This is a genomic window from Clostridium sp. AF27-5AA, from assembly GCF_003478415.1.
GTDB classification, from domain to species: domain Bacteria; phylum Bacillota; class Clostridia; order Lachnospirales; family Lachnospiraceae; genus Otoolea; species Otoolea fessa.
In genome coordinates this window covers 318,949-337,173 of sequence record NZ_QUFH01000002.1, presented here as the reverse complement: position 1 = coordinate 337,173, position 18,225 = coordinate 318,949, and the positions used below count along the sequence as shown (strand labels likewise).

Sequence of the window (18,225 nt, the reverse complement as noted above, 5' to 3'; positions counted from 1 at the left end):
CCGCTTCGTCGCCAGACCGCTTTTTCTTGTATTTGGACGATTTACCGCTTCCGTTTACATAGGATGTATGCGGCAGCTGGCTCTTTTTACTGTCTGTTCCGGCAGTTTACTTTTTCATTCTCAATAACCTTACATTTGAGCAAATCTGTTTTCCTCAGATGCTTTTTTTACATCATTACAGACACATTTTATAAATTGTCTGATTATGCAGAAAAAGCGTCCATGAGCCTAAGCCCATGAACGCCCTTGTTCATATTCTGAAAGATTATAGCATAGTAAAGTTCTATGCGTCAAGAGATTTTTTATACATTTTTATGCTCTTTATGCGTTATTTATGTATTTTTATGCATTCCTGTGTTTCTTGCTTTAAATGTAATAGCTGGCTTCCGTATTTTTTTACTGCAAAAAATTAAAGTCTTGATGGGAGTCTTCTCGACTGAAATAAATGCTTGTTCTTATGCCTGTTTCTTTATATAATGATGTTAGGTCAAAAGGAATTTTGGCATTTTTGATTTAGGAGGTATTTTTTCATGGATAAAATCACCAGCTTTACTATCGATCATCTGAAGCTGCTTCCCGGTGTCTATGTTTCCCGCAAGGACCGCGCAGGGGATCAGGTGATCACAACCTTTGATATCCGCATGACACGCCCCAACTATGAGCCAGTCATGAATACGGCGGAGGTTCACACCATCGAGCACCTGGCTGCCACCTGGCTGCGAAATAACGAGGAGTGGAAAGACCGCGTCCTCTACTTCGGACCGATGGGCTGCCGCACCGGCTTTTACCTGCTTCTCGCAGGCGACCTGACATCCGAGGAGATCGTGCCGCTGATGAAAGGGCTCTTTACTTTCATGCGCGACTATAAAGACGAGGTTCCGGGTGCTTGTGCAAAAGATTGCGGCAACTATCTCGATATGAACCTGCCGATGGCAAACTGGCTGGCTGACCGCTTTCTGCGCGAAGTCTTAGATGGAATTGGTCCGGAGAGACTGGTTTATCCGGAATAAAAGACAAGAATAGCAGGCGGTATGCTTTGAAACACAAAACCCCCAGATGCTGCAGCATCTTAGGGGGTTTATTCTATTATTTTCTATTTTCCCTATTTTCTTGCATCCGCAGCCGCTGCATGTCCAGATAATCCTTCTCCATGCGCCATACGCGATACAAGCGGTGCGATCCGCGCGGATGCCTCCGGGGTCATGCTCTGATGGGTACAGGTCTTTAAGAATGTACCAACCCAGACACCGCCGGTATAACGTGCCGCCCGAAGAGTCGGAAGTGTGTGGTTGGTTCCGGAAGCATAATCACCAAATACCTCTGCCGTATTCTGACCGATAAACAGAGAACCGTAATTAACCAACTTCGGAATCAGTGCATCCGGGTCTTCCACGTTGAGCTCCAGATGCTCCGGTGCGTACTCATTCGCATACTGAACCGCCTCGTCCAAGCTGTCTACCACGCCGATCTCTCCAAACGTATCCCAGGACTGTCTCGCAATCTTTGCCGTATCCAGAATCTTCAGCTCTTCCTCTACCGCCTCAATCACGCTCTTTCCAAATGCCTCATCCGTTGTCAGAAGAATGCCTTTCGCATTGACATCATGCTCAGACTGTGCCAGCAGATCGGCCGCCACCACCTTCGCACTCGCTTTTCCGTCGGCGATTACCAGGACCTCGCTCGGCCCGGCTACGAAGTCGATGCCGACCTGCCCGTAGCACTGACGTTTCGCCTCGGTTACGAAGCGGTTACCCGGTCCTACAATAATATCCACCGGCTTGATACTCTCCGTTCCATAGGAAAATGCCGCGATCGCCTGTGCACCGCCCAGTGCATAGATCTCATCCACGCCAGCCAGATCCATCGCTACCAGCGTCCTGGCATTGATATGACCCGTTCCACGCACTACCGGAGAGCAGGCGGTGATACGTTTTACTCCCGCTGCCTTCGCCGGAGTCGCTAACATCAGTGCCGTCGAATACAGTGGATAATTGCCGCCCGGCACATAACAGCAGCAGGACTCCACCGGAATGATGCGGTGTCCTAAAAAGACTCCCGGCTCCGGGCTGAAATTGTCAAGGGGTTTCACTGTCTGCCTCTGCGCGTTCGCAAATGCCTCAATATTGTGATGCGCCGCTTTCAGATCCGCCAGCTCCTGCTCGCCCAGCTCCTTATAAGCCGCATCAATCTCCTCCCGGCTGACCCGCAGCGATTCACGGGTACATCCGTCAAACTTCTCATTGTACTCCTTCAGAGCCGCATCCCCGCGCGCCCGGATCTCACCAATAATCCCTGCCACGGTCTCCCGCAGATTCCGGTTATCTTCCTCGCTTCGAACCTGTGCCTCTTTTATAATCTTGATCATACATTCTGCCTCTCTGTATAAGTTTTATCATTTTTTCCAAGTATAGCACAAGTTTTTTTATTTTGCGATACAAAATAAACCCATTTCCTAACTCTGTTTTCCTTATATGTTACTGTTCTCGCATACGCGACCGGTAACGGAATATGCCGTGGCTTCGCATTTAAATACAGCAAATTCCTGCTGCCACCACGTTTTCTTACGGCACTTTCGGTTCCAAAAGTGCCTACACGTAAACAGTAGCCCTTATATGCGTCCACACATTACACAGACCGCACTTTATTTCGTCCGGGATCACGCTTTTCTCTTAGACAACCGTCTCAATATTCTTAACCACAAATCCCTCTTTTTCAACCGCTTCCTGCAGCTTCGCATCGTCCACGCCATTCTCATAGAACACTCGGGCAATGCCTCTGTCTACGTCCGCATCTGCACGGATGACGCCGTTCTGGGCGGTCAGGGCTTTTTCAACGGATTTCTTGCAGTTTGCACAGTGCATACCCTCGATCCGCATGATCTTGGACGGGGTACCCGCTGTAACCGCTTTCTTGGAAAGATCTTCGCCGCGCGCACCAGCATTCCCATCGCTGCCGCAGGAACCGCAGCTTCCACCGGAGCATCCGCAGCATCCGCCGCCCTTTCCCGTGTAATGACGGATCGCCGAACGTAATGCCAGCAAAAGCAAAATCGCTACTACAATTAAAATTCCAATATCAATCGGTCTCATACGTTATCGTCCTCTCTTCTCTGACTTTTCGATGAATGGCTTCGGAGTATCTTTTTTATTTTATCATACACACGACAGATAAAATATCCTACAAAATAAACTACCAGAAAACCAATCACACCATAAAACATGGATCCAGATGAATCCCCCATCTATGCTTTCTCCTTTTCTTTTTTGAAATCGAATAAAACTGCCTCCAAACAGCAGACTTTCATCCTGCTATCCGAGGCAGCCTTATAAAGGATTAATTTTATCACTTATGATTACAGGCACCTGCCGATGCCCGGTCAGCGGAAACGCAAAACCACCGGCCGGACGGCAGAACCTGTTTTATTTTTCATTTAGAAACTAACTTATGAAGCTGCCTCTACAGAGCTTCTTGTGTAGCTCTTCTGATCCTTGTATGGATCCGGACGAAACAGCATGAACAGCATGAGTACAAGAAGGACTGCTGCCACGATAGTCCATACGTTGAATGCAACTGCGCCAAGTACCAGACCACCTAACTGATATACAATCAGGGATACAGCGTAAGCGAAGAGATTCTGATACAGGATAGCGAACCAGAACCATTTTCTGGACTGGAGCTGCTGTGCCATCGTTGCGATAGCTGCCAGACACGGAGAGTCAAGCAGGTTGAACAGCAGGAATGTAAAGGCTGCGATGGTTGTCGGGAACCATGTCTGGATTGCTGCTGCTACGACATCGGTCTCCTCAGACAGATCCTCGGATACATTTGCCAGAACGCCCATGGTGGAAACGATAGCCTCTTTTGCTGTGAAACCAGTGATGGAAGCTGCAACCGGCTGCCACTCGCCGAAACCAAGCGGACGGAACAGGATTGCGATAGCGCCGCCCAGCATAGCCAGGATAGAATCAGCAGATTCTTCTACCAGACCAAATCCACCGTCTACAAATCCGAAGGAGGACAGGAACCACATAACAACGCAAGCCAGGAACAGGATTGTACCAGCCTTGATGATGAATCCCTTCAGACGCTCCCAAACATGAAGGAGAACGGTCTTAGCGGACGGAATGTGGTACGCCGGAAGCTCCATAACGAACGGAGCTGGTTTGCCGGAGAACGGTTTGGTCTTCTTTAACATGATCGCGGATACAAGAACCGCAACGATACCTACAAAGTACATGATCGGAGCCATCATAGTAGCCAGATCCATGTCGCCGCTCATATAACCAGCCATAACGCCGCCCATCAGAGCGATAACCGGCAGCTTCGCACCACACGGAACGAAGGTTGCTGTCATGATGGTAAGACGTCTGTCGTTGTCCTGCTCGATGGTCTTAGACGCCATGATACCAGGAACGCCGCAGCCAGAAGAAATCAGCAGCGGGATGAAGCTCTTACCGGACAATCCGAAGTGACGGAATACACGGTCCATAACGAATGCGATACGTACCATGTAACCACAATCTTCCAGAATGGAAAGGAAGAGGAACAGGATAGCCATCTGCGGAACGAAACCAAGAACGGCACCAACACCGCCGATGATACCATCCACTACAAGGCTTACAATCAGGTCAGAAGCGCCTGCTGCTGCCAGTGCATCGCCAGCCCAGCCCTGAATTGCGCCAACAAATGTATCATTGGTCCAGTCTGTTACGAATGTACCAACCGTAGTAACGGATACATAGTAAACCGCCCACATAACAAGAACAAAGATCGGAATACCAAGTAAACGGTTGGTTACGATGCTATCGATCTTATCCGAAAGACTCATCTTCTGAGCCGGTTTCTTTACGGTCTCCTCGATAACCTTCTGGATGTATACATATCTCTGGTCAGTGATAACGGACTCAGCGTCATCATCAAACTCTTTCTCCAGCTCCTTGGTGTAACGGGAGAAACGGTTGTCTGCACTAAGACCAAGCTGCTCTGCAACCTTGCTGTCGTTCTCAAGAATTTTGATTGCATACCATCTCTTCTCTGCATTCGGAATGCTGGACGGAAGCTCTGCCTCGATTGCGCTTACTTTATCCTCTACACCGCTCTCGAAAATAGCACTTACAGTGCCTGCAGCATGGCTCTTTGCAACCTTGATTGCCTCTGCAATGACTTCCTTCAGACCGGTTTTCTTCAGCGCAGAAGTCTCGATGATCGGGCAGCCAAGTTTCTTGGACAGTGCCTTTACATCAATGTTAATGCCGTTCTTCTTCAGAAGATCGCACATATTTAAAGCGATAACAACCGGAATACCTGTCTCGATCAGCTGTGTGGTCAGATACAGGTTACGCTCAATGTTGGTTGCATCGACTAAGTCTACGATGACATCCGGATTCTCTTTTAAGATAAAATCACGGGTTACAACTTCCTCCAGTGTATACGGAGAAAGGGAATAAACTCCTGGAAGGTCCGTTACATTTACCTCTTCTCCCGAAGCATCTTTTAATTTACCGGTTTTCTTCTCAACTGTAACACCCGGCCAGTTACCTACATACTGGTTTGCACCCGTCAGTGCGTTAAACATGGTTGTTTTACCGCAGTTCGGGTTACCCGCCAAAGCAATATGAATTGCCATTTTTCATCCTCCTGCTTTTTTAATCAAACTTATTAAACTGTCTGAACATCTACGCACTCAGCATCGGCTTTACGAAGTGAAAGCTCATATCCACGAATCGTAACCTCTACCGGGTCGCCCAGCGGAGCTACTTTTCGAATAAAAATCTCGCTTCCCTTCGTGATGCCCATATCCATGATGCGGCGTTTGTATGCGCCTTCGCCATGAATCTTGACAACTTTGACGGTAGATCCAACCTGTGCATCTTTAAGCGTCATTCTCTGTTCCTCCTAACCATTCCAATTTTTTACTCGGGATTCCGTCTGCTTTTCTACCATACAACCTGCTCCGGAATATCCCCATTCCCTTGTCTTAGACCAGAATGTGTCTTGCCTGATCCTTATTTATAGCCACTCTGGACTCCTTTACGTGAATAATCACGTCTCCGTCCAGCTGGGTTATCAATTTTACTTCGGTTCCCTCGTTAAATCCCATGGATTTTAAATGAGAACGAACCTCTGTGTTTCCGCTGATCTTTTTGATCGTATAGGCGGTTCCTACGGTTGCCATCGAAATCGGCATTGCTCCCTGCATACGATTCTCCTTCCTCTGTTTTTCCACCTTCTGCCCGTCATGATGTCTCACTTGGCGGAAACGGCTGTTTTCATCTGCCGGTAATCTAATTGATTCGCGTACATTAATTTTCATTAGTGCCTGCTAACAGTTGTTAGAGAGAGCTAATTTTCATTAGATGAGACTAATTTTCATTAGTTTCTCCTAACCCATACATAAGGTTAGCACATGCTAACTTTATTGTCAAGTTTTTTTGCCTGACCTGGAAATAAAAAAAGGGCGTGTTTTACGCCCGAAAATTGTCAAAAATTCCCATAGGATAAAAGTCATCCCAGCCATTTTCCCACAAAATACAGCGTCAAAAGATGCGCCGGATAATAGACATAAAAGAAGGAACGAAATCTGCTCCGACCTCTGGAGCCATCATATAACATGAAGCAGACGGCCGTGAGCGCCAGCACCCAGAGGGGTTCCTGCCACGCGAACGCTCCGATGAGGACGGCAACGATTATCTTCATAAACACCCCTGCCGTTTTCTCATGAAAAAGAATGTTCCTTGGCACGTTAGTGCCTTTTTGTGTAATAGGGAATTCCAAGGAATTTCCTATTACACAAAAATAAAATGCCAGCACCATTCCCATCCCCCATGCGCCGCCGTCTGCTCCCGCCGCTTCTGTCAGCGTACAGAACACTGCCGTTAGCACCAGCTTCTCCCAGATACCGTTTCCATACCGCTCTAACAGCTCCATCGCAACCAGCGCCAGAAAAAAGGTCAGGCAGACATTCTGGTGCTGTGCATCCATCCACCGTCCGGAAAATGCCAGATCATACGGAATCTCCGACACAACCGCCGCCAAAAGCAGCCTCCGTCCATAACATCTGCGATCCCGCGTGTGAAAAAAACCTTCTACTAATAAAAAGGCGAACAATGGAAACGCCAGATCCCCAAATGTCCGGAATCCCGGAACCGGTCTGCAGATCACCGCAATGTGGTCTGCCGTCATCGCCAGGAGTGCTAAATATTTAAGGGCGGAGGCGCTGAGATGGAGGCGGGTTAAAACCACTCTTTCCATCCCCTCTGATTTCTCATTCTGCTTTTCCTTGATTCGATCTTTTATCGCACTCTCCTCCCTTCGTTTCCTGTCCATTCTATCTCTATTCCATCAAATTATACTGAACATTTCACCCGCTGTCCATCCGCACTTTTCCATTCCCTTTTTCTCCATCTCCCCTATTTTCCCATTCTCATTTTCCACTCTTTCTCCCCATCTTTTTTCTTTATTTTCTCTAATAAAAAATGTAGTTTTTTCTTATAAATAAAGGCTTTTCGGCACTTTTCCGCGTCTTTTTTACACTAATTTTACATTTTATTTGACAAACGAAAAACCGTGTTATATTCTGTAAATGGTGCTGGTGCGAGATCCTGCTGAAAAAGCAAAAATCCCGCACCGCTCTTCATTTTAAATACTAAAAAATACACGGACAAAAGAGGTAGAATCTCATGGCAGGTTTAGATATTATTTGCATTGGCGCTATCAATTATGACTATATGTTTCACTGCACCGGGCTCGATCTGGTGGAGACATCCGCCGGTGGAGGCGACGAGAACTTAAGCAACCCGATTTCCGATGTGGAAAACGATATTCAGGAGCTGGCGATAAAAGGCAAGGAATACACAACCCAGATCGGCGGTTCTGCTTTCATCACCCTGAAAGTGGCAAAGCATATTCTCCCTAACCTGCAGGTCGCTTACGTCGGCGTGTGCGGCACGCCCAGTCCATTCGATCTGCGCTTCGGCAAGACAAATGACATTGACGCCGAGCTGGCGCACCTGGATAACCGTGACTGGCTGTTTACCACGCGCGAGCGCTTCGACGATCCATATTCCAAAGCGATTGCCAAATCGATTGTCCGCCTTTATAATCACACGCGCAATTGCATCAAGATCGCGCCGTGTGCCAACAACACTCTCTTAGACCGCATCCATGAACAGGAAGCCCGGACGGGAACCACACTGGCGGAGTACCTCGCGCAGGCCCGCTGGATCCACCTGTCATCCCTGTCTGATTTCGACCAATTCGAGGCAATCATGCAATCGGTCATCCAGGCAAAACATTTAAATCCTGCCATGAAAGTCAGCATGGATCCTGGTTTTGAGTATACATCGCTGCGCCGTGAGCGCTTACAGCCACTGATCGCATATGCCGATTATGTTTTCTTAAATAAATCCGAAAAGAAAAACCTCGGCTTCAATGCCCGCAGCGCCCGTCCGCTCTACGCGAACCTCTGTGAGTATTTTTCTGCGATCAACCCGGATCCCACCCGCACCCTCATTGTCAAGCACGATGACCGCCATGAGCTGATCCATTTTAAGGACGGCGTATGTCAGATCCGCACAGTCCGCCACAAAAAGCTCTACCAGTACCAGCTAAACAACGATACCGGCGCCGGTGATTCCTTTGCCGGCGGTTTCATCAGCGGTATGCTCGATGATCGGCTCAATTCGGATATCGCTGAGCCGATCCAGCTCGGTGTTCTGGCTGCCAAGGGACGGATGCGTAGTTTTGATTATGAGAACCCGTATCTGAATATACAGAAATTGACCGATGCTTTTTTCGAAGCTCTATAATATTTTTTTCAAGTGCTGTTAAATAGCGCAGAGTGAATTGCAGCCATCATTTCAGGAGAAAAGTACGTTACTTTTCTCCTGTTTATCCTTATATAATTATATATATAATGTCTGTACACATCTAAAAACTTCTTTCATATATTAATATCAATTTGATATTGATTTTGGAGATCCCATGATCCGCCTCAGCCTATGTATGATCGTCAAAAATGAAGAAGCCGTTTTGACGCGTGTTTTAGCATCTGCCATACAATTTGCGGATGAAATCCTCGTCGCCGACACCGGTTCCACCGATCGAACTGTAGAAATCGCCCGGCAATACACCAAACATATTTATCACTACCCGTGGAACGATGATTTCGCCGCCGCGCGCAATTTCATCTGTGAAAAGGTCACAACCGAATACTGGATGTGGCTCGACGCCGACGATGTCGTTCCCGCCAAATCGATTACAGCGATTTTAAAGTTGAAAGAAACTTTAAGCAAATCCCCGCAGCCCGACGTTGTCATGATGAAATACATCGCTGGATTCCAGCCGGACGGCACACCTGCATTTACCTACGATCGCGAACGGATTCTGCGAACGGACCGGCATTTTCGCTGGAAAGGACGCGTCCACGAAGCCATCGCGCCACGCGGCAGAATTCTCTATTCTCCTATTCAGATCGAACACCGGAAGCCTGCTTCCGCTCTCACCCATTCTGACCGGAACCTGAAAATCTATGAAACAATGCTTGCAGACGGCGAACTGCTCGATCCGCGCCATCAATACTACTACGCCCGCGAACTCATCGACCACAAACAATACGAAAAAGCCCGCCCGGTTCTGGAACATTTCCTAAACGAACCGGACGGGTGGTATGAAAATAAGGCGGACGCCTGTCTGCTTCTGGCGCGCTGCCATGAAATGCTCAGAAATACGGCTGCCAGCCAGCTTTCTCTGTTCCAGAGTTTTCTCTACGACCGCCCACGTGCTAAAACCTGCTGTGAGATCGGACGGTTGAAACTTTCCCTCGGAGAAATTTCCCAGGCTGTTTTCTGGTACCAGCTTGCCCTCAAAGACCGACCAGAATATCATCCAAATGCCTTTATCGAAGCCGATTACTATGATTTCATTCCTTTAATCCAGCTATGCGTCTGCTATGATCGGATGGGAAACTATGATAAGGCACTGTATTATCATAAGGAAACAAAAAAAATCCGCCCGGATTCTCCGGCGGTTTTGACAAATGAAGAATACTTTCAAACCATATCCTCAAACCATAAAACAAACGGATTACCTATCTTGTGACATTCGCTCCGACCTCTGCAGTGGTCTGAGCAGCGGACTGGGAGTCGTTCCATCCAGCGGCATCCACACTTTCTACATTCATTCTTACCGTCTTCCACACTTATAATATTCCACAGTTCCCAACCCTCAATTTCCCCGCCCCTTTCTGCTAATGCACATCTCTTTCATCGCACACATATACTACATCAGGATGGATGTCCTAAATCTGGAAAGGAGTTTTTTATGTTTCGTCATTCATGTAATTTTCCCTACTATTTTGATGATAGTGACTATGAAAATAACGGCTATGGGCGCTGCGGACGCGATCGCGGCTGTCCCGGTTCTTTTGAACCCTACAACTGCTGTCGTCCCGGTCCCATAGGACCACGCGGCTGCCCCGGACCGATCGGACCTGTCGGTCCCACTGGTGCTGCCGGACTCGATGGACTGGACGGCGCTACGGGTCCGGCTGGGCCGACTGGTCCGACCGGGCCGACCGGCGCTACCGGTCCTGCGGGTCCAGCTGGGCCGACCGGCACTACCGGGGCTGTTGGTCCGACTGGGCCGACCGGCGCTACCGGCGCTGCGGGTCCGGCTGGGCCGGCTGGCGCTGACGGGGCTGCGGGCGCTACGGGTCCGACTGGGCCGGCTGGCGCTGACGGGGCTGCGGGTCCGACTGGGCCGACCGGGGCTGACGGCGCTACCGGCCCAACTGGCGCTACAGGAGCTACCGGCGCTGCGGGTCCGACTGGCGCTACAGGTCCTACCGGCGCTGCAGGAGCTGTCGGCGCTACAGGAGCTACCGGCGCAACGGGTCCTACCGGCGCTACAGGTCCTACCGGTCCCGCCGCCACCGTTACCGCCGCTGCTCCCGTCGCAGATGCAACAAGTGCTGAAGATGTCGTTGAACGCTTCAATGAACTTCTTGCCAACCTGCGTGCCGCCGGACTTCTGGCAACCGACAATGCGTAAAAGGCTGAAATTCTGTGAAAAAGAATGTACCTTGACACATTCGGGCGTCTCGCGCGGTCGCTTGCGACATGTTTCTGCTTCGCGCGAGTACGCATCCTCGCGGAGCGTTTGTTGTTTCATAGAACGCAATTTCCTATGAAACAACAGAAAAACCCCGGAAACCTTACGGTTCCGGGGTATCTCTTACGTCTGGACACAATGCGCTTCCTGGAAGCGACTTTATAATATATATACGGTACATCTTCTTGCCTGCTGCGCATACAAGAAGCACCTTTGTTTAATTCATTGATTACTCGATGATAGTAGCAACTCTACCAGATCCTACTGTACGGCCGCCCTCACGGATAGCGAAACGAAGACCCTGCTCCATAGCTACCGGATGAATCAGCTCTACAGTCATCTCTACGTTGTCGCCCGGCATACACATCTCGGTACCAGCCGGTAACTCACAAACGCCTGTTACGTCAGTGGTTCTGAAGTAGAACTGCGGACGATAGTTGTTGAAGAACGGAGTATGACGACCACCCTCGTCTTTTGTCAGAACGTAAACCTGAGCAGTAAATTTCTTATGGCATTTTACAGAGCCCGGTTTAACCAGACACTGACCACGCTGGATGTCAGTTCTCTGAACACCACGAAGCAGAGCACCGATGTTATCACCAGCCTCAGCCTGATCAAGCAGCTTACGGAACATCTCGATACCAGTTACAACAGTCTTACGAGTCTCCTCGTGAATACCAACGATCTCAACCTCATCGTTCAGTTTCAGAGTACCACGCTCAACACGGCCGGTAGCAACAGTACCACGACCTGTGATGGTGAATACGTCCTCGATTGGCATCAGGAACGGCTTATCAGTAGCACGTACCGGATCCGGAATGTAGGAATCTACAGCGTCCATGAGCTCCATGATCTTGTCGCCCCACTCGCCGTTCGGATCTTCAAGAGCCTTCAGAGCAGAACCCTGGATGATCGGTGTGTCATCGCCCGGGAACTCGTACTCGTTCAGCAGGTCTCTGATCTCCATCTCAACCAGCTCAAGCAGCTCCGGATCGTCTACCATATCGCACTTGTTCATGAATACTACGATGTACGGTACGCCTACCTGACGGGAAAGCAGGATGTGCTCTCTTGTCTGAGCCATAACACCATCGGTAGCAGCTACAACCAGAATAGCGCCATCCATCTGAGCAGCACCAGTGATCATGTTCTTAACGTAGTCAGCATGTCCTGGGCAGTCAACGTGTGCGTAATGTCTCTTCTCTGTCTGATACTCAACGTGTGCAGTAGAGATAGTAATACCACGCTCTCTCTCTTCCGGAGCTTTATCGATATCCTCGAAGTTCTCAGCTGTGTTACCAGCTACTCTTGCAGCCAGAACTTTTGTGATAGCTGCTGTCAGGGTTGTTTTACCATGGTCTACGTGTCCGATAGTACCAATGTTACAATGCGGTTTAGTTCTTTCAAACTTTGCTTTTGCCATTTTAAGACGTCCTCCTTAATTTACACCCAATACGGGTATCTCAATTTATGTTAGGCTGACTCTAATTATATTCGATTAGAGCCGTTTTTTCAAGCCTAATATTGCTTTTCCGGGCAGTTATCTGCCCGGAAAAGGCAATATAGTTACATTTTTAATTATTTCTCAGCTTTTCCAGCAAGAACTTTCTCCTGAACGCTCTTCGGAACCTGCTCATATTTCTCAAAGAACATGGAGTAGTTACCACGTCCCTGAGTTCTGGAACGAAGGTCGGTAGAATAACCGAACATCTCTGCCAGCGGAACATAAGCCTTAACCAGCTTGCCGCCGCCGATGTCTTCCATACCCTCGATACGACCACGACGAGAGTTGATATCACCGATGATATCACCCATATACTCTTCCGGCATGGTTACCTCAACCTTCATGATCGGCTCAAGCAGTACCGGGTTACCTTTACGCATAGCATCCTTGAATGCCATGGAACCTGCGATATGGAAAGCCATCTCAGAAGAGTCGACCTCATGGTAGGAACCATCGTATACGTCAGCGTGAACGCCGAGTACCGGGAATCCGCCGAGGATACCTGCCTTAGCAGCCTCTTCGATACCTTCGCCTACAGCCGGGATGTACTCTTTCGGGATAGCACCGCCGACAACGCTGGACTCAAACTTGAAGGTCTCTTCGCCGTTCGGATCCATCGGAGTGAAGTGTACCTTACAGTGACCGTACTGACCACGACCACCAGACTGTTTTGCATACTTGCTGTCTACATCTACAGCCTTTGTGAAGGTCTCTTTGTAAGCTACCTGCGGAGCACCTACGTTAGCTTCAACGTGGAACTCACGAAGCAGACGGTCTACGATAATCTCCAGATGGAGCTCGCCCATACCAGCGATGATTGTCTGACCAGTCTCTTTGTTTGTATAAGCACGGAAGGTCGGATCCTCCTCTGCCAGTTTTGCAAGAGCCTCGCCCATCTTGTCCTGACCAGCTTTGGTCTTCGGCTCGATAGCGATGTCGATAACCGGCTCCGGGAACTCCATGGACTCCAGGATTACCGGATGCTGCTCATCACAGATAGTATCACCTGTGGTGGAGAACTTGAATCCGATCGCTGCTGCGATATCACCGGAGTAAACCTTTTCCAGCTCGTGACGCTTGTTGGCATGCATCTGAAGGATACGTCCAACACGCTCTTTTTTGTCCTTTGTTGCATTCAGTACATATGAACCGGAGTTCATAACACCTGAGTACACACGGAAGTAAGCCAGCTTACCTACGAACGGGTCGGTCATGATCTTGAATACAAGAGCGGAGAACGGCTCTTCGTCGGAAGAATGTCTTACAGTCTCGTTGCCATCCAGGTCAACACCCTTGATCGGCGGGATGTCAAGCGGAGACGGCATGAACTCGATGATTGCATCCAGGAGCTTCTGAACACCCTTATTTCTGTATGCAGTACCACAGCATACCGGGATTGCCTGACACTCGCAGGTTGCTTTTCTTAATACTTTCTTTAACTCATCTACAGACGGCTCTTCACCCTCAAGGTAAGCCATCATCAGATCGTCGTCCAGCTCGCAGATCTTCTCTACCAGCTCGGTGTGGTAAAGCTCAGCGTCATCCTTCATATCCTCCGGGATATCAAGGATGCTAATGTCCTCACCCTTATCATCATTGTAGATGTATGCTTTCATCTCGAACAGGTCGATAATTCCCTTGAAATCATCTTCCTTGCCGATCGGAAGCTGTAAACAGATAGCATTCTTACCAAGTCTGGTCTTGATCTGCTCTACACAGCCATAGAAGTTTGCACCCAGGATATCCATCTTGTTGATGAATGCCATACGCGGTACATTGTAGGTATCAGCCTGACGCCATACGTTCTCAGACTGCGGCTCTACACCACCCTTAGCACAGAATACACCTACAGCACCGTCCAGTACACGCAGGGAACGCTCAACCTCAACCGTGAAGTCAACGTGTCCTGGAGTATCGATGATGTTGATACGATGCTCCAGAGCGCCTGGTTTCGGTTTGCAGTTTTCCTGCAGAGTCCAGTGACAGGTTGTCGCTGCAGAAGTGATGGTAATACCTCTCTCCTGCTCCTGAGCCATCCAGTCCATGGTAGCAGTACCTTCATGAGTATCACCGATCTTATAGTTAACACCAGTATAATACAGAATACGCTCAGTAGTGGTAGTCTTACCAGCATCGATATGAGCCATAATACCAATATTTCTGGTTCTCTCTAACGGATATTCTCTTCCAGCCAAAGCTTTTTCCTCCTATTAGAATCTGTAATGAGCAAATGCCTTGTTAGCCTCTGCCATCTTATGCATATCTTCTTTCTTCTTCACAGATGCACCAGTGTTGTTAGCTGCATCCAGAATCTCTTTTGCCAGTCTCTCTTCCTGAGTCTTCTCGCCTCTCTTACGGGAGTACAGAGTGATCCAGCGAAGTGCAAGAGCCTGTCTTCTTTCCGGCTTAACCTCGATCGGTACCTGATAGGTAGCACCACCGATACGTTTTGCCTTAACTTCCAGAACCGGCATGATGTTGTTCATTGCCTCTTCGAAAACCTCTACAGCTTCCTTACCGGATTCTGCAGCGACACGATCAAACGCGCCGTATACGATCTTCTGAGCAACGCCCTTTTTGCCGTCCAGCATGATGTTGTTGATTAATTTAGTAACAACCTTATTGTTGTACAGCGGATCCGCTAATACGTCTCTTTTCTGAGTATGTCCTTTACGTGGCACGTTACTTCCCTCCTTAATATCTGCTCCGGCGGGGAGCCGCGGGAGCCATTCATTAGATCTTAGGTACTCGCATTATTCGCTTAGTGAGGTCTTTCACGAACTTAGCGAATAAGCACACCTGCGAAACGAACGCGTCTTTCAGCGCGCCACCACGCATGGTGCCTCTTTCTTGGCGACGAATTCAATTTCTTGAACAGCCGTCTTCTTCGCCTTTTCACGAAATTGCTCACCTAAGTCTTGTTGCGTCTCGTGCGCGGTTCTATGATTCCCTGCAACCTACAGGATCAATATCAAAGTCCGGCACATTCATTCTAAATCTAATAGAACTTCTACCTAATTAAAATTATTTCTTGTCTTTCGGTCTCTTAGCGCCGTATTTGGAACGCGCCTGTTTTCTGTTGGCTACGCCTGCAGTATCAAGAGTACCTCTGATGATGTGGTATCTGGTACCTGGTAAGTCTTTTACACGACCACCACGAATCAGAACAACGCTGTGCTCCTGTAAGTTGTGTCCCTCACCCGGGATGTAGCTTGTTACTTCGATACCGTTGGAAAGACGAACTCTGGCGATTTTTCTAAGAGCAGAGTTAGGCTTTTTAGGTGTTGCAGTCTTAACGGCTGTACACACGCCTCTCTTCTGCGGTGCAGAAACGTTGATAGCTTTCTTCTGTAAAGAGTTGTATCCCTTCTGCAGAGCCGGAGCTGTTGATTTCTTTTCAGATGTCTGTCTTCCCTTTCTTACTAACTGGTTAAATGTAGGCATCCTTTTCACCTCCTGTGATATTGTCTGTGGTTGCTTTTTTAAGCTTGTATTTCCGCGCAGAAATTCCTTGAATTTTGCACGCTTACTTATTATAGCTAGTTTGAGTTGCACTGTCAAGGTATAAAATGCAAATTTTTCCCGTAAAATAAAGGGTTTGTTACTGTTCACGCATACGTGCCCAGTAACGGAATTTGCCGTGGCTTCGCATTTAAATACGGCAAATTCCTGCTGCCACCACGTTTTCTTACGGCACTTTCGGTTCCAAAAGTGCCTACCTGTGAGCAGTAACAAGGGTTTTGCGCTGTAGACAGGTACAGTGCAAAACCCTCTATTGTCTCATCTGACTCTTTTTTTCTGGAAAATATCTTAAATATCCCGGAACTTCATTTCCGCTACTCCTGCGGTCCCATGTACTCCGAATCACCAAAACCAAGAATCAGCATAAAAAGCGGATTCAGGAAAAATAAACCAATAGTAAATCCTATCCCGTGACCATAGGCACACGCCAGCTTATAGAGTGCCACCACATTCATGAGTGCTGTTCCCAGAAGCGCAAGCGAACCGATAACTCCCACGATTCCGCCGAAGGAATTTAAAATACCTCCGCCGACCGCCAGTCCCAGTGCCACCCAGAAATACTGCACATCCCATGTCAGCCGGTACTGTACATAGCCATTGTAAATTGGAATGATGGATTTCCATCCTTCTTCCCCGGCTTTTGTAAAAATCTTCCAGTATGCAATTACCTGCAGAATATAAAAGATAAACGCAAATAATGCATATGCCATAATAAACGCCACCAATCCCATATGCTTTCCTCCTTTCAGTTTTTACTGTCCGAAGAACGTATTCACGCCAGCCAGCAATCCGTTCGCCAGCGTCTCAAGCGTCGCACCCGAATGATCGGACGCCTTATCTCCCAGCTCAATATCCACACTCGGAATCGTTGAATAGGAAGTCTGGGTCAAATCCATCTCCATGCTGCCTTTGGAATAAATCTTCACACCCGCGCTCTTTAAGCCGCTGATCAGCGACTCGCCCAGTTGGTTGTGCTGCTTCCAATGAGAGGCAACCGGCTCCATCGCACGGTAGGTTGCATTGCTTGGAACGCTCATGAAAAAGGCACCCTTGTTGCTGCTGGTTGAATCCCAGTGCAAGGCTATATGACAGTCCGCGTTGTTATTCGCAATGACCGTACGGGCTATATTATCCAGCTGTACATCATCTGATTCACGGATCATCAGTACATCATAGCCTGCATTCAGAAGTTTTGTCTTAAGCACCTTTGCCATAGCAAGTGTTACCTTGCTCTCTGCTGTTCCATCTGCAAAGGTCATACCGCTGGAAACTGCCACTGCTGAGGTAGCACCGGCTCCGGTTGTGCCGCCGGTTACTTTCGCACTTCCATCCGGATGACACTGGGTCTTGACGCTTCCGCCACCGTTTGTTCCATGTCCGGCATTGACACAGACCACTTTATTTTTCTTGTTGGAAGCAGTCGAGCGGTACAGGGTCGCAGTTCCGCTGTTGATCTTCGAATAATTTGCGTATTTATAATTAGAAGAAAGTGCGATCGCCGTGCCGCCGGATGTCTGCGCTCCCGCTGCTGTCTGGCTGGTTGTCTGGACAGCACCTGCAGATGCCGGTTTTTTGCTTGTCACATAGGCGGATGAAACGTAATACTTCTTTCCATTCAAAAGAATCATCGTCCACTGCCCGCTGGTTCCCACGCGCTCCAGCTTCTGACCGTAGGACAGATTGCCCGCGATATTATTGTCCTTGATCTGCGCCGATGTCCGGTAGCGCAGGGAAGACGTATTGACATACACCGAGTCACCTGCCAGCGCGATCTGCGACATACCGGCTGTCATCAGCAGAGCCGCCGCCAGTCCCAGTGTGTGTTTTTTGAGCCAATTGTGTCTCTTCATCTATATAATCTCCTTCCAATGTCTCTATTTTTAAAATAATTGTTTCTGTTTTGAAAGTCTAAAATCGTTAAATTTGTTCTTTAAATTTATACAATTTAATCACATTACTTTGGATTTTAAACATTTCCTTTATAAGTATAACGGATTTTCCCCTTCGATTCAACCAATCCCGCGCTTCTATTTCTTACGGTTTTCTGTCTATGATATGGCAGGAACGAATGTGCCTTGGCACATTCGGGC

Annotated in this window: 16 protein-coding genes; 4 read left to right on the top strand and 12 right to left on the bottom strand. The window is 48.5% G+C overall.

Features of this window, described 5'->3' with window-relative positions; all coding sequences use genetic code 11:
- Positions 1 to 530 precede the first annotated feature (530 nt).
- Positions 531 to 1,010: an S-ribosylhomocysteine lyase gene (locus DWY89_RS03980; protein WP_118523905.1), complete on the top strand. Its 480-nt coding sequence runs from the start codon at positions 531 to 533 to the stop codon at positions 1,008 to 1,010.
- A gap of 92 nt (positions 1,011 to 1,102) precedes the next feature.
- On the opposite strand, the gene hisD is transcribed toward DWY89_RS03980, so the two are convergent.
- The 6 genes from hisD to DWY89_RS03950 all read right to left on the bottom strand — a co-directional run bounded on the left by hisD (position 1,103) and on the right by DWY89_RS03950 (position 7,326).
- The gene (gene hisD / locus DWY89_RS03975) at positions 1,103 to 2,365 is read right to left on the bottom strand and encodes a histidinol dehydrogenase (RefSeq protein WP_333491422.1); all 1,263 of its coding nucleotides are present in this window, start codon (positions 2,363 to 2,365) and stop codon (positions 1,103 to 1,105) included.
- A 304-nt stretch (positions 2,366 to 2,669) separates the two neighbouring features.
- Entirely contained in the window at positions 2,670 to 3,089 is a 420-nt protein-coding gene (locus tag DWY89_RS03970) for a heavy metal-associated domain-containing protein (RefSeq protein ID WP_107000658.1), read from the bottom strand.
- 353 nt (positions 3,090 to 3,442) lie between these two features.
- Positions 3,443 to 5,626: a ferrous iron transport protein B gene (gene feoB / locus DWY89_RS03965; RefSeq protein ID WP_118523906.1), complete on the bottom strand. Its 2,184-nt coding sequence runs from the start codon at positions 5,624 to 5,626 to the stop codon at positions 3,443 to 3,445.
- 32 nt (positions 5,627 to 5,658) lie between these two features.
- Positions 5,659 to 5,883, bottom strand: a complete 225-nt coding sequence (locus DWY89_RS03960; protein ID WP_022359013.1) for a ferrous iron transport protein A — start codon at positions 5,881 to 5,883, stop codon at positions 5,659 to 5,661.
- Between the two features lie 94 nt (positions 5,884 to 5,977).
- Complete coding sequence (locus DWY89_RS14525) at positions 5,978 to 6,313, bottom strand: FeoA family protein (protein ID WP_242995768.1); 336 nt, start codon at positions 6,311 to 6,313, stop codon at positions 5,978 to 5,980.
- A 191-nt stretch (positions 6,314 to 6,504) separates the two neighbouring features.
- Positions 6,505 to 7,326, bottom strand: a complete 822-nt coding sequence (locus DWY89_RS03950; protein ID WP_118524391.1) for a TraX family protein — start codon at positions 7,324 to 7,326, stop codon at positions 6,505 to 6,507.
- Positions 7,327 to 7,679: 353 nt separating this feature from the next.
- Between DWY89_RS03950 and DWY89_RS03945 the strand changes: the two genes are divergently transcribed.
- From DWY89_RS03945 to DWY89_RS14225, 3 genes are all read left to right on the top strand, one after another.
- Positions 7,680 to 8,807 (top strand): carbohydrate kinase family protein, encoded by a 1,128-nt coding sequence (locus tag DWY89_RS03945; RefSeq protein ID WP_107000661.1) that lies wholly within the window; start codon positions 7,680 to 7,682, stop codon positions 8,805 to 8,807.
- Positions 8,808 to 8,982: 175 nt separating this feature from the next.
- The gene (locus DWY89_RS03940; RefSeq protein ID WP_118523909.1) at positions 8,983 to 10,098 is read left to right on the top strand and encodes a glycosyltransferase family 2 protein; all 1,116 of its coding nucleotides are present in this window, start codon (positions 8,983 to 8,985) and stop codon (positions 10,096 to 10,098) included.
- A gap of 222 nt (positions 10,099 to 10,320) precedes the next feature.
- Positions 10,321 to 11,049, top strand: a complete 729-nt coding sequence (locus tag DWY89_RS14225) for a hypothetical protein (RefSeq protein ID WP_147353111.1) — start codon at positions 10,321 to 10,323, stop codon at positions 11,047 to 11,049.
- Positions 11,050 to 11,338: 289 nt separating this feature from the next.
- On the opposite strand, the gene tuf is transcribed toward DWY89_RS14225, so the two are convergent.
- The 6 genes from tuf to DWY89_RS03905 form a co-directional block, all read right to left on the bottom strand.
- On the bottom strand, positions 11,339 to 12,532 hold the full coding sequence (gene tuf, locus DWY89_RS03930; protein WP_107000672.1) for an elongation factor Tu: 1,194 nt from the start codon (positions 12,530 to 12,532) through the stop codon (positions 11,339 to 11,341).
- 155 nt (positions 12,533 to 12,687) lie between these two features.
- Complete coding sequence (fusA, locus tag DWY89_RS03925; protein WP_107000673.1) at positions 12,688 to 14,808, bottom strand: elongation factor G; 2,121 nt, start codon at positions 14,806 to 14,808, stop codon at positions 12,688 to 12,690.
- Between the two features lie 15 nt (positions 14,809 to 14,823).
- Positions 14,824 to 15,294, bottom strand: a complete 471-nt coding sequence (gene rpsG / locus DWY89_RS03920; protein WP_022358473.1) for a 30S ribosomal protein S7 — start codon at positions 15,292 to 15,294, stop codon at positions 14,824 to 14,826.
- A gap of 343 nt (positions 15,295 to 15,637) precedes the next feature.
- Entirely contained in the window at positions 15,638 to 16,057 is a 420-nt protein-coding gene (rpsL, locus tag DWY89_RS03915; protein WP_022358472.1) for a 30S ribosomal protein S12, read from the bottom strand.
- A 392-nt stretch (positions 16,058 to 16,449) separates the two neighbouring features.
- Positions 16,450 to 16,866, bottom strand: coding sequence for a DUF5684 domain-containing protein (locus DWY89_RS03910; RefSeq protein WP_022358471.1), 417 nt, complete (start codon positions 16,864 to 16,866; stop codon positions 16,450 to 16,452).
- A 21-nt stretch (positions 16,867 to 16,887) separates the two neighbouring features.
- Positions 16,888 to 17,985 carry an N-acetylmuramoyl-L-alanine amidase gene (locus tag DWY89_RS03905; RefSeq protein ID WP_118494279.1) on the bottom strand — a complete coding sequence of 366 codons (1,098 nt, stop codon included), beginning with the start codon at positions 17,983 to 17,985 and terminating at the stop codon, positions 16,888 to 16,890.
- Positions 17,986 to 18,225: the final 240 nt, after the last annotated feature.

What these genes read in the sequence shown, in the direction of transcription:
- DWY89_RS03980 (WP_118523905.1), top strand. Translation starts at nt 531, where the DNA reads ATGGATAAAATCACCAGCTTTACTATCGATCATCTGAAGCTGCTTCCC.
- hisD (WP_333491422.1), bottom strand. Translation starts at nt 2,365, where the DNA reads ATGATCAAGATTATAAAAGAGGCACAGGTTCGAAGCGAGGAAGATAAC.
- DWY89_RS03970 (WP_107000658.1), bottom strand. Translation starts at nt 3,089, where the DNA reads ATGAGACCGATTGATATTGGAATTTTAATTGTAGTAGCGATTTTGCTT.
- feoB (WP_118523906.1), bottom strand. Translation starts at nt 5,626, where the DNA reads ATGGCAATTCATATTGCTTTGGCGGGTAACCCGAACTGCGGTAAAACA.
- DWY89_RS03960 (WP_022359013.1), bottom strand. Translation starts at nt 5,883, where the DNA reads ATGACGCTTAAAGATGCACAGGTTGGATCTACCGTCAAAGTTGTCAAG.
- DWY89_RS14525 (WP_242995768.1), bottom strand. Translation starts at nt 6,313, where the DNA reads ATGAAAATTAATGTACGCGAATCAATTAGATTACCGGCAGATGAAAAC.
- DWY89_RS03950 (WP_118524391.1), bottom strand. Translation starts at nt 7,326, where the DNA reads ATGGACAGGAAACGAAGGGAGGAGAGTGCGATAAAAGATCGAATCAAG.
- DWY89_RS03945 (WP_107000661.1), top strand. Translation starts at nt 7,680, where the DNA reads ATGGCAGGTTTAGATATTATTTGCATTGGCGCTATCAATTATGACTAT.
- DWY89_RS03940 (WP_118523909.1), top strand. Translation starts at nt 8,983, where the DNA reads ATGATCCGCCTCAGCCTATGTATGATCGTCAAAAATGAAGAAGCCGTT.
- DWY89_RS14225 (WP_147353111.1), top strand. Translation starts at nt 10,321, where the DNA reads ATGTTTCGTCATTCATGTAATTTTCCCTACTATTTTGATGATAGTGAC.
- tuf (WP_107000672.1), bottom strand. Translation starts at nt 12,532, where the DNA reads ATGGCAAAAGCAAAGTTTGAAAGAACTAAACCGCATTGTAACATTGGT.
- rpsL (WP_022358472.1), bottom strand. Translation starts at nt 16,057, where the DNA reads ATGCCTACATTTAACCAGTTAGTAAGAAAGGGAAGACAGACATCTGAA.
- DWY89_RS03910 (WP_022358471.1), bottom strand. Translation starts at nt 16,866, where the DNA reads ATGGGATTGGTGGCGTTTATTATGGCATATGCATTATTTGCGTTTATC.
- DWY89_RS03905 (WP_118494279.1), bottom strand. Translation starts at nt 17,985, where the DNA reads ATGAAGAGACACAATTGGCTCAAAAAACACACACTGGGACTGGCGGCG.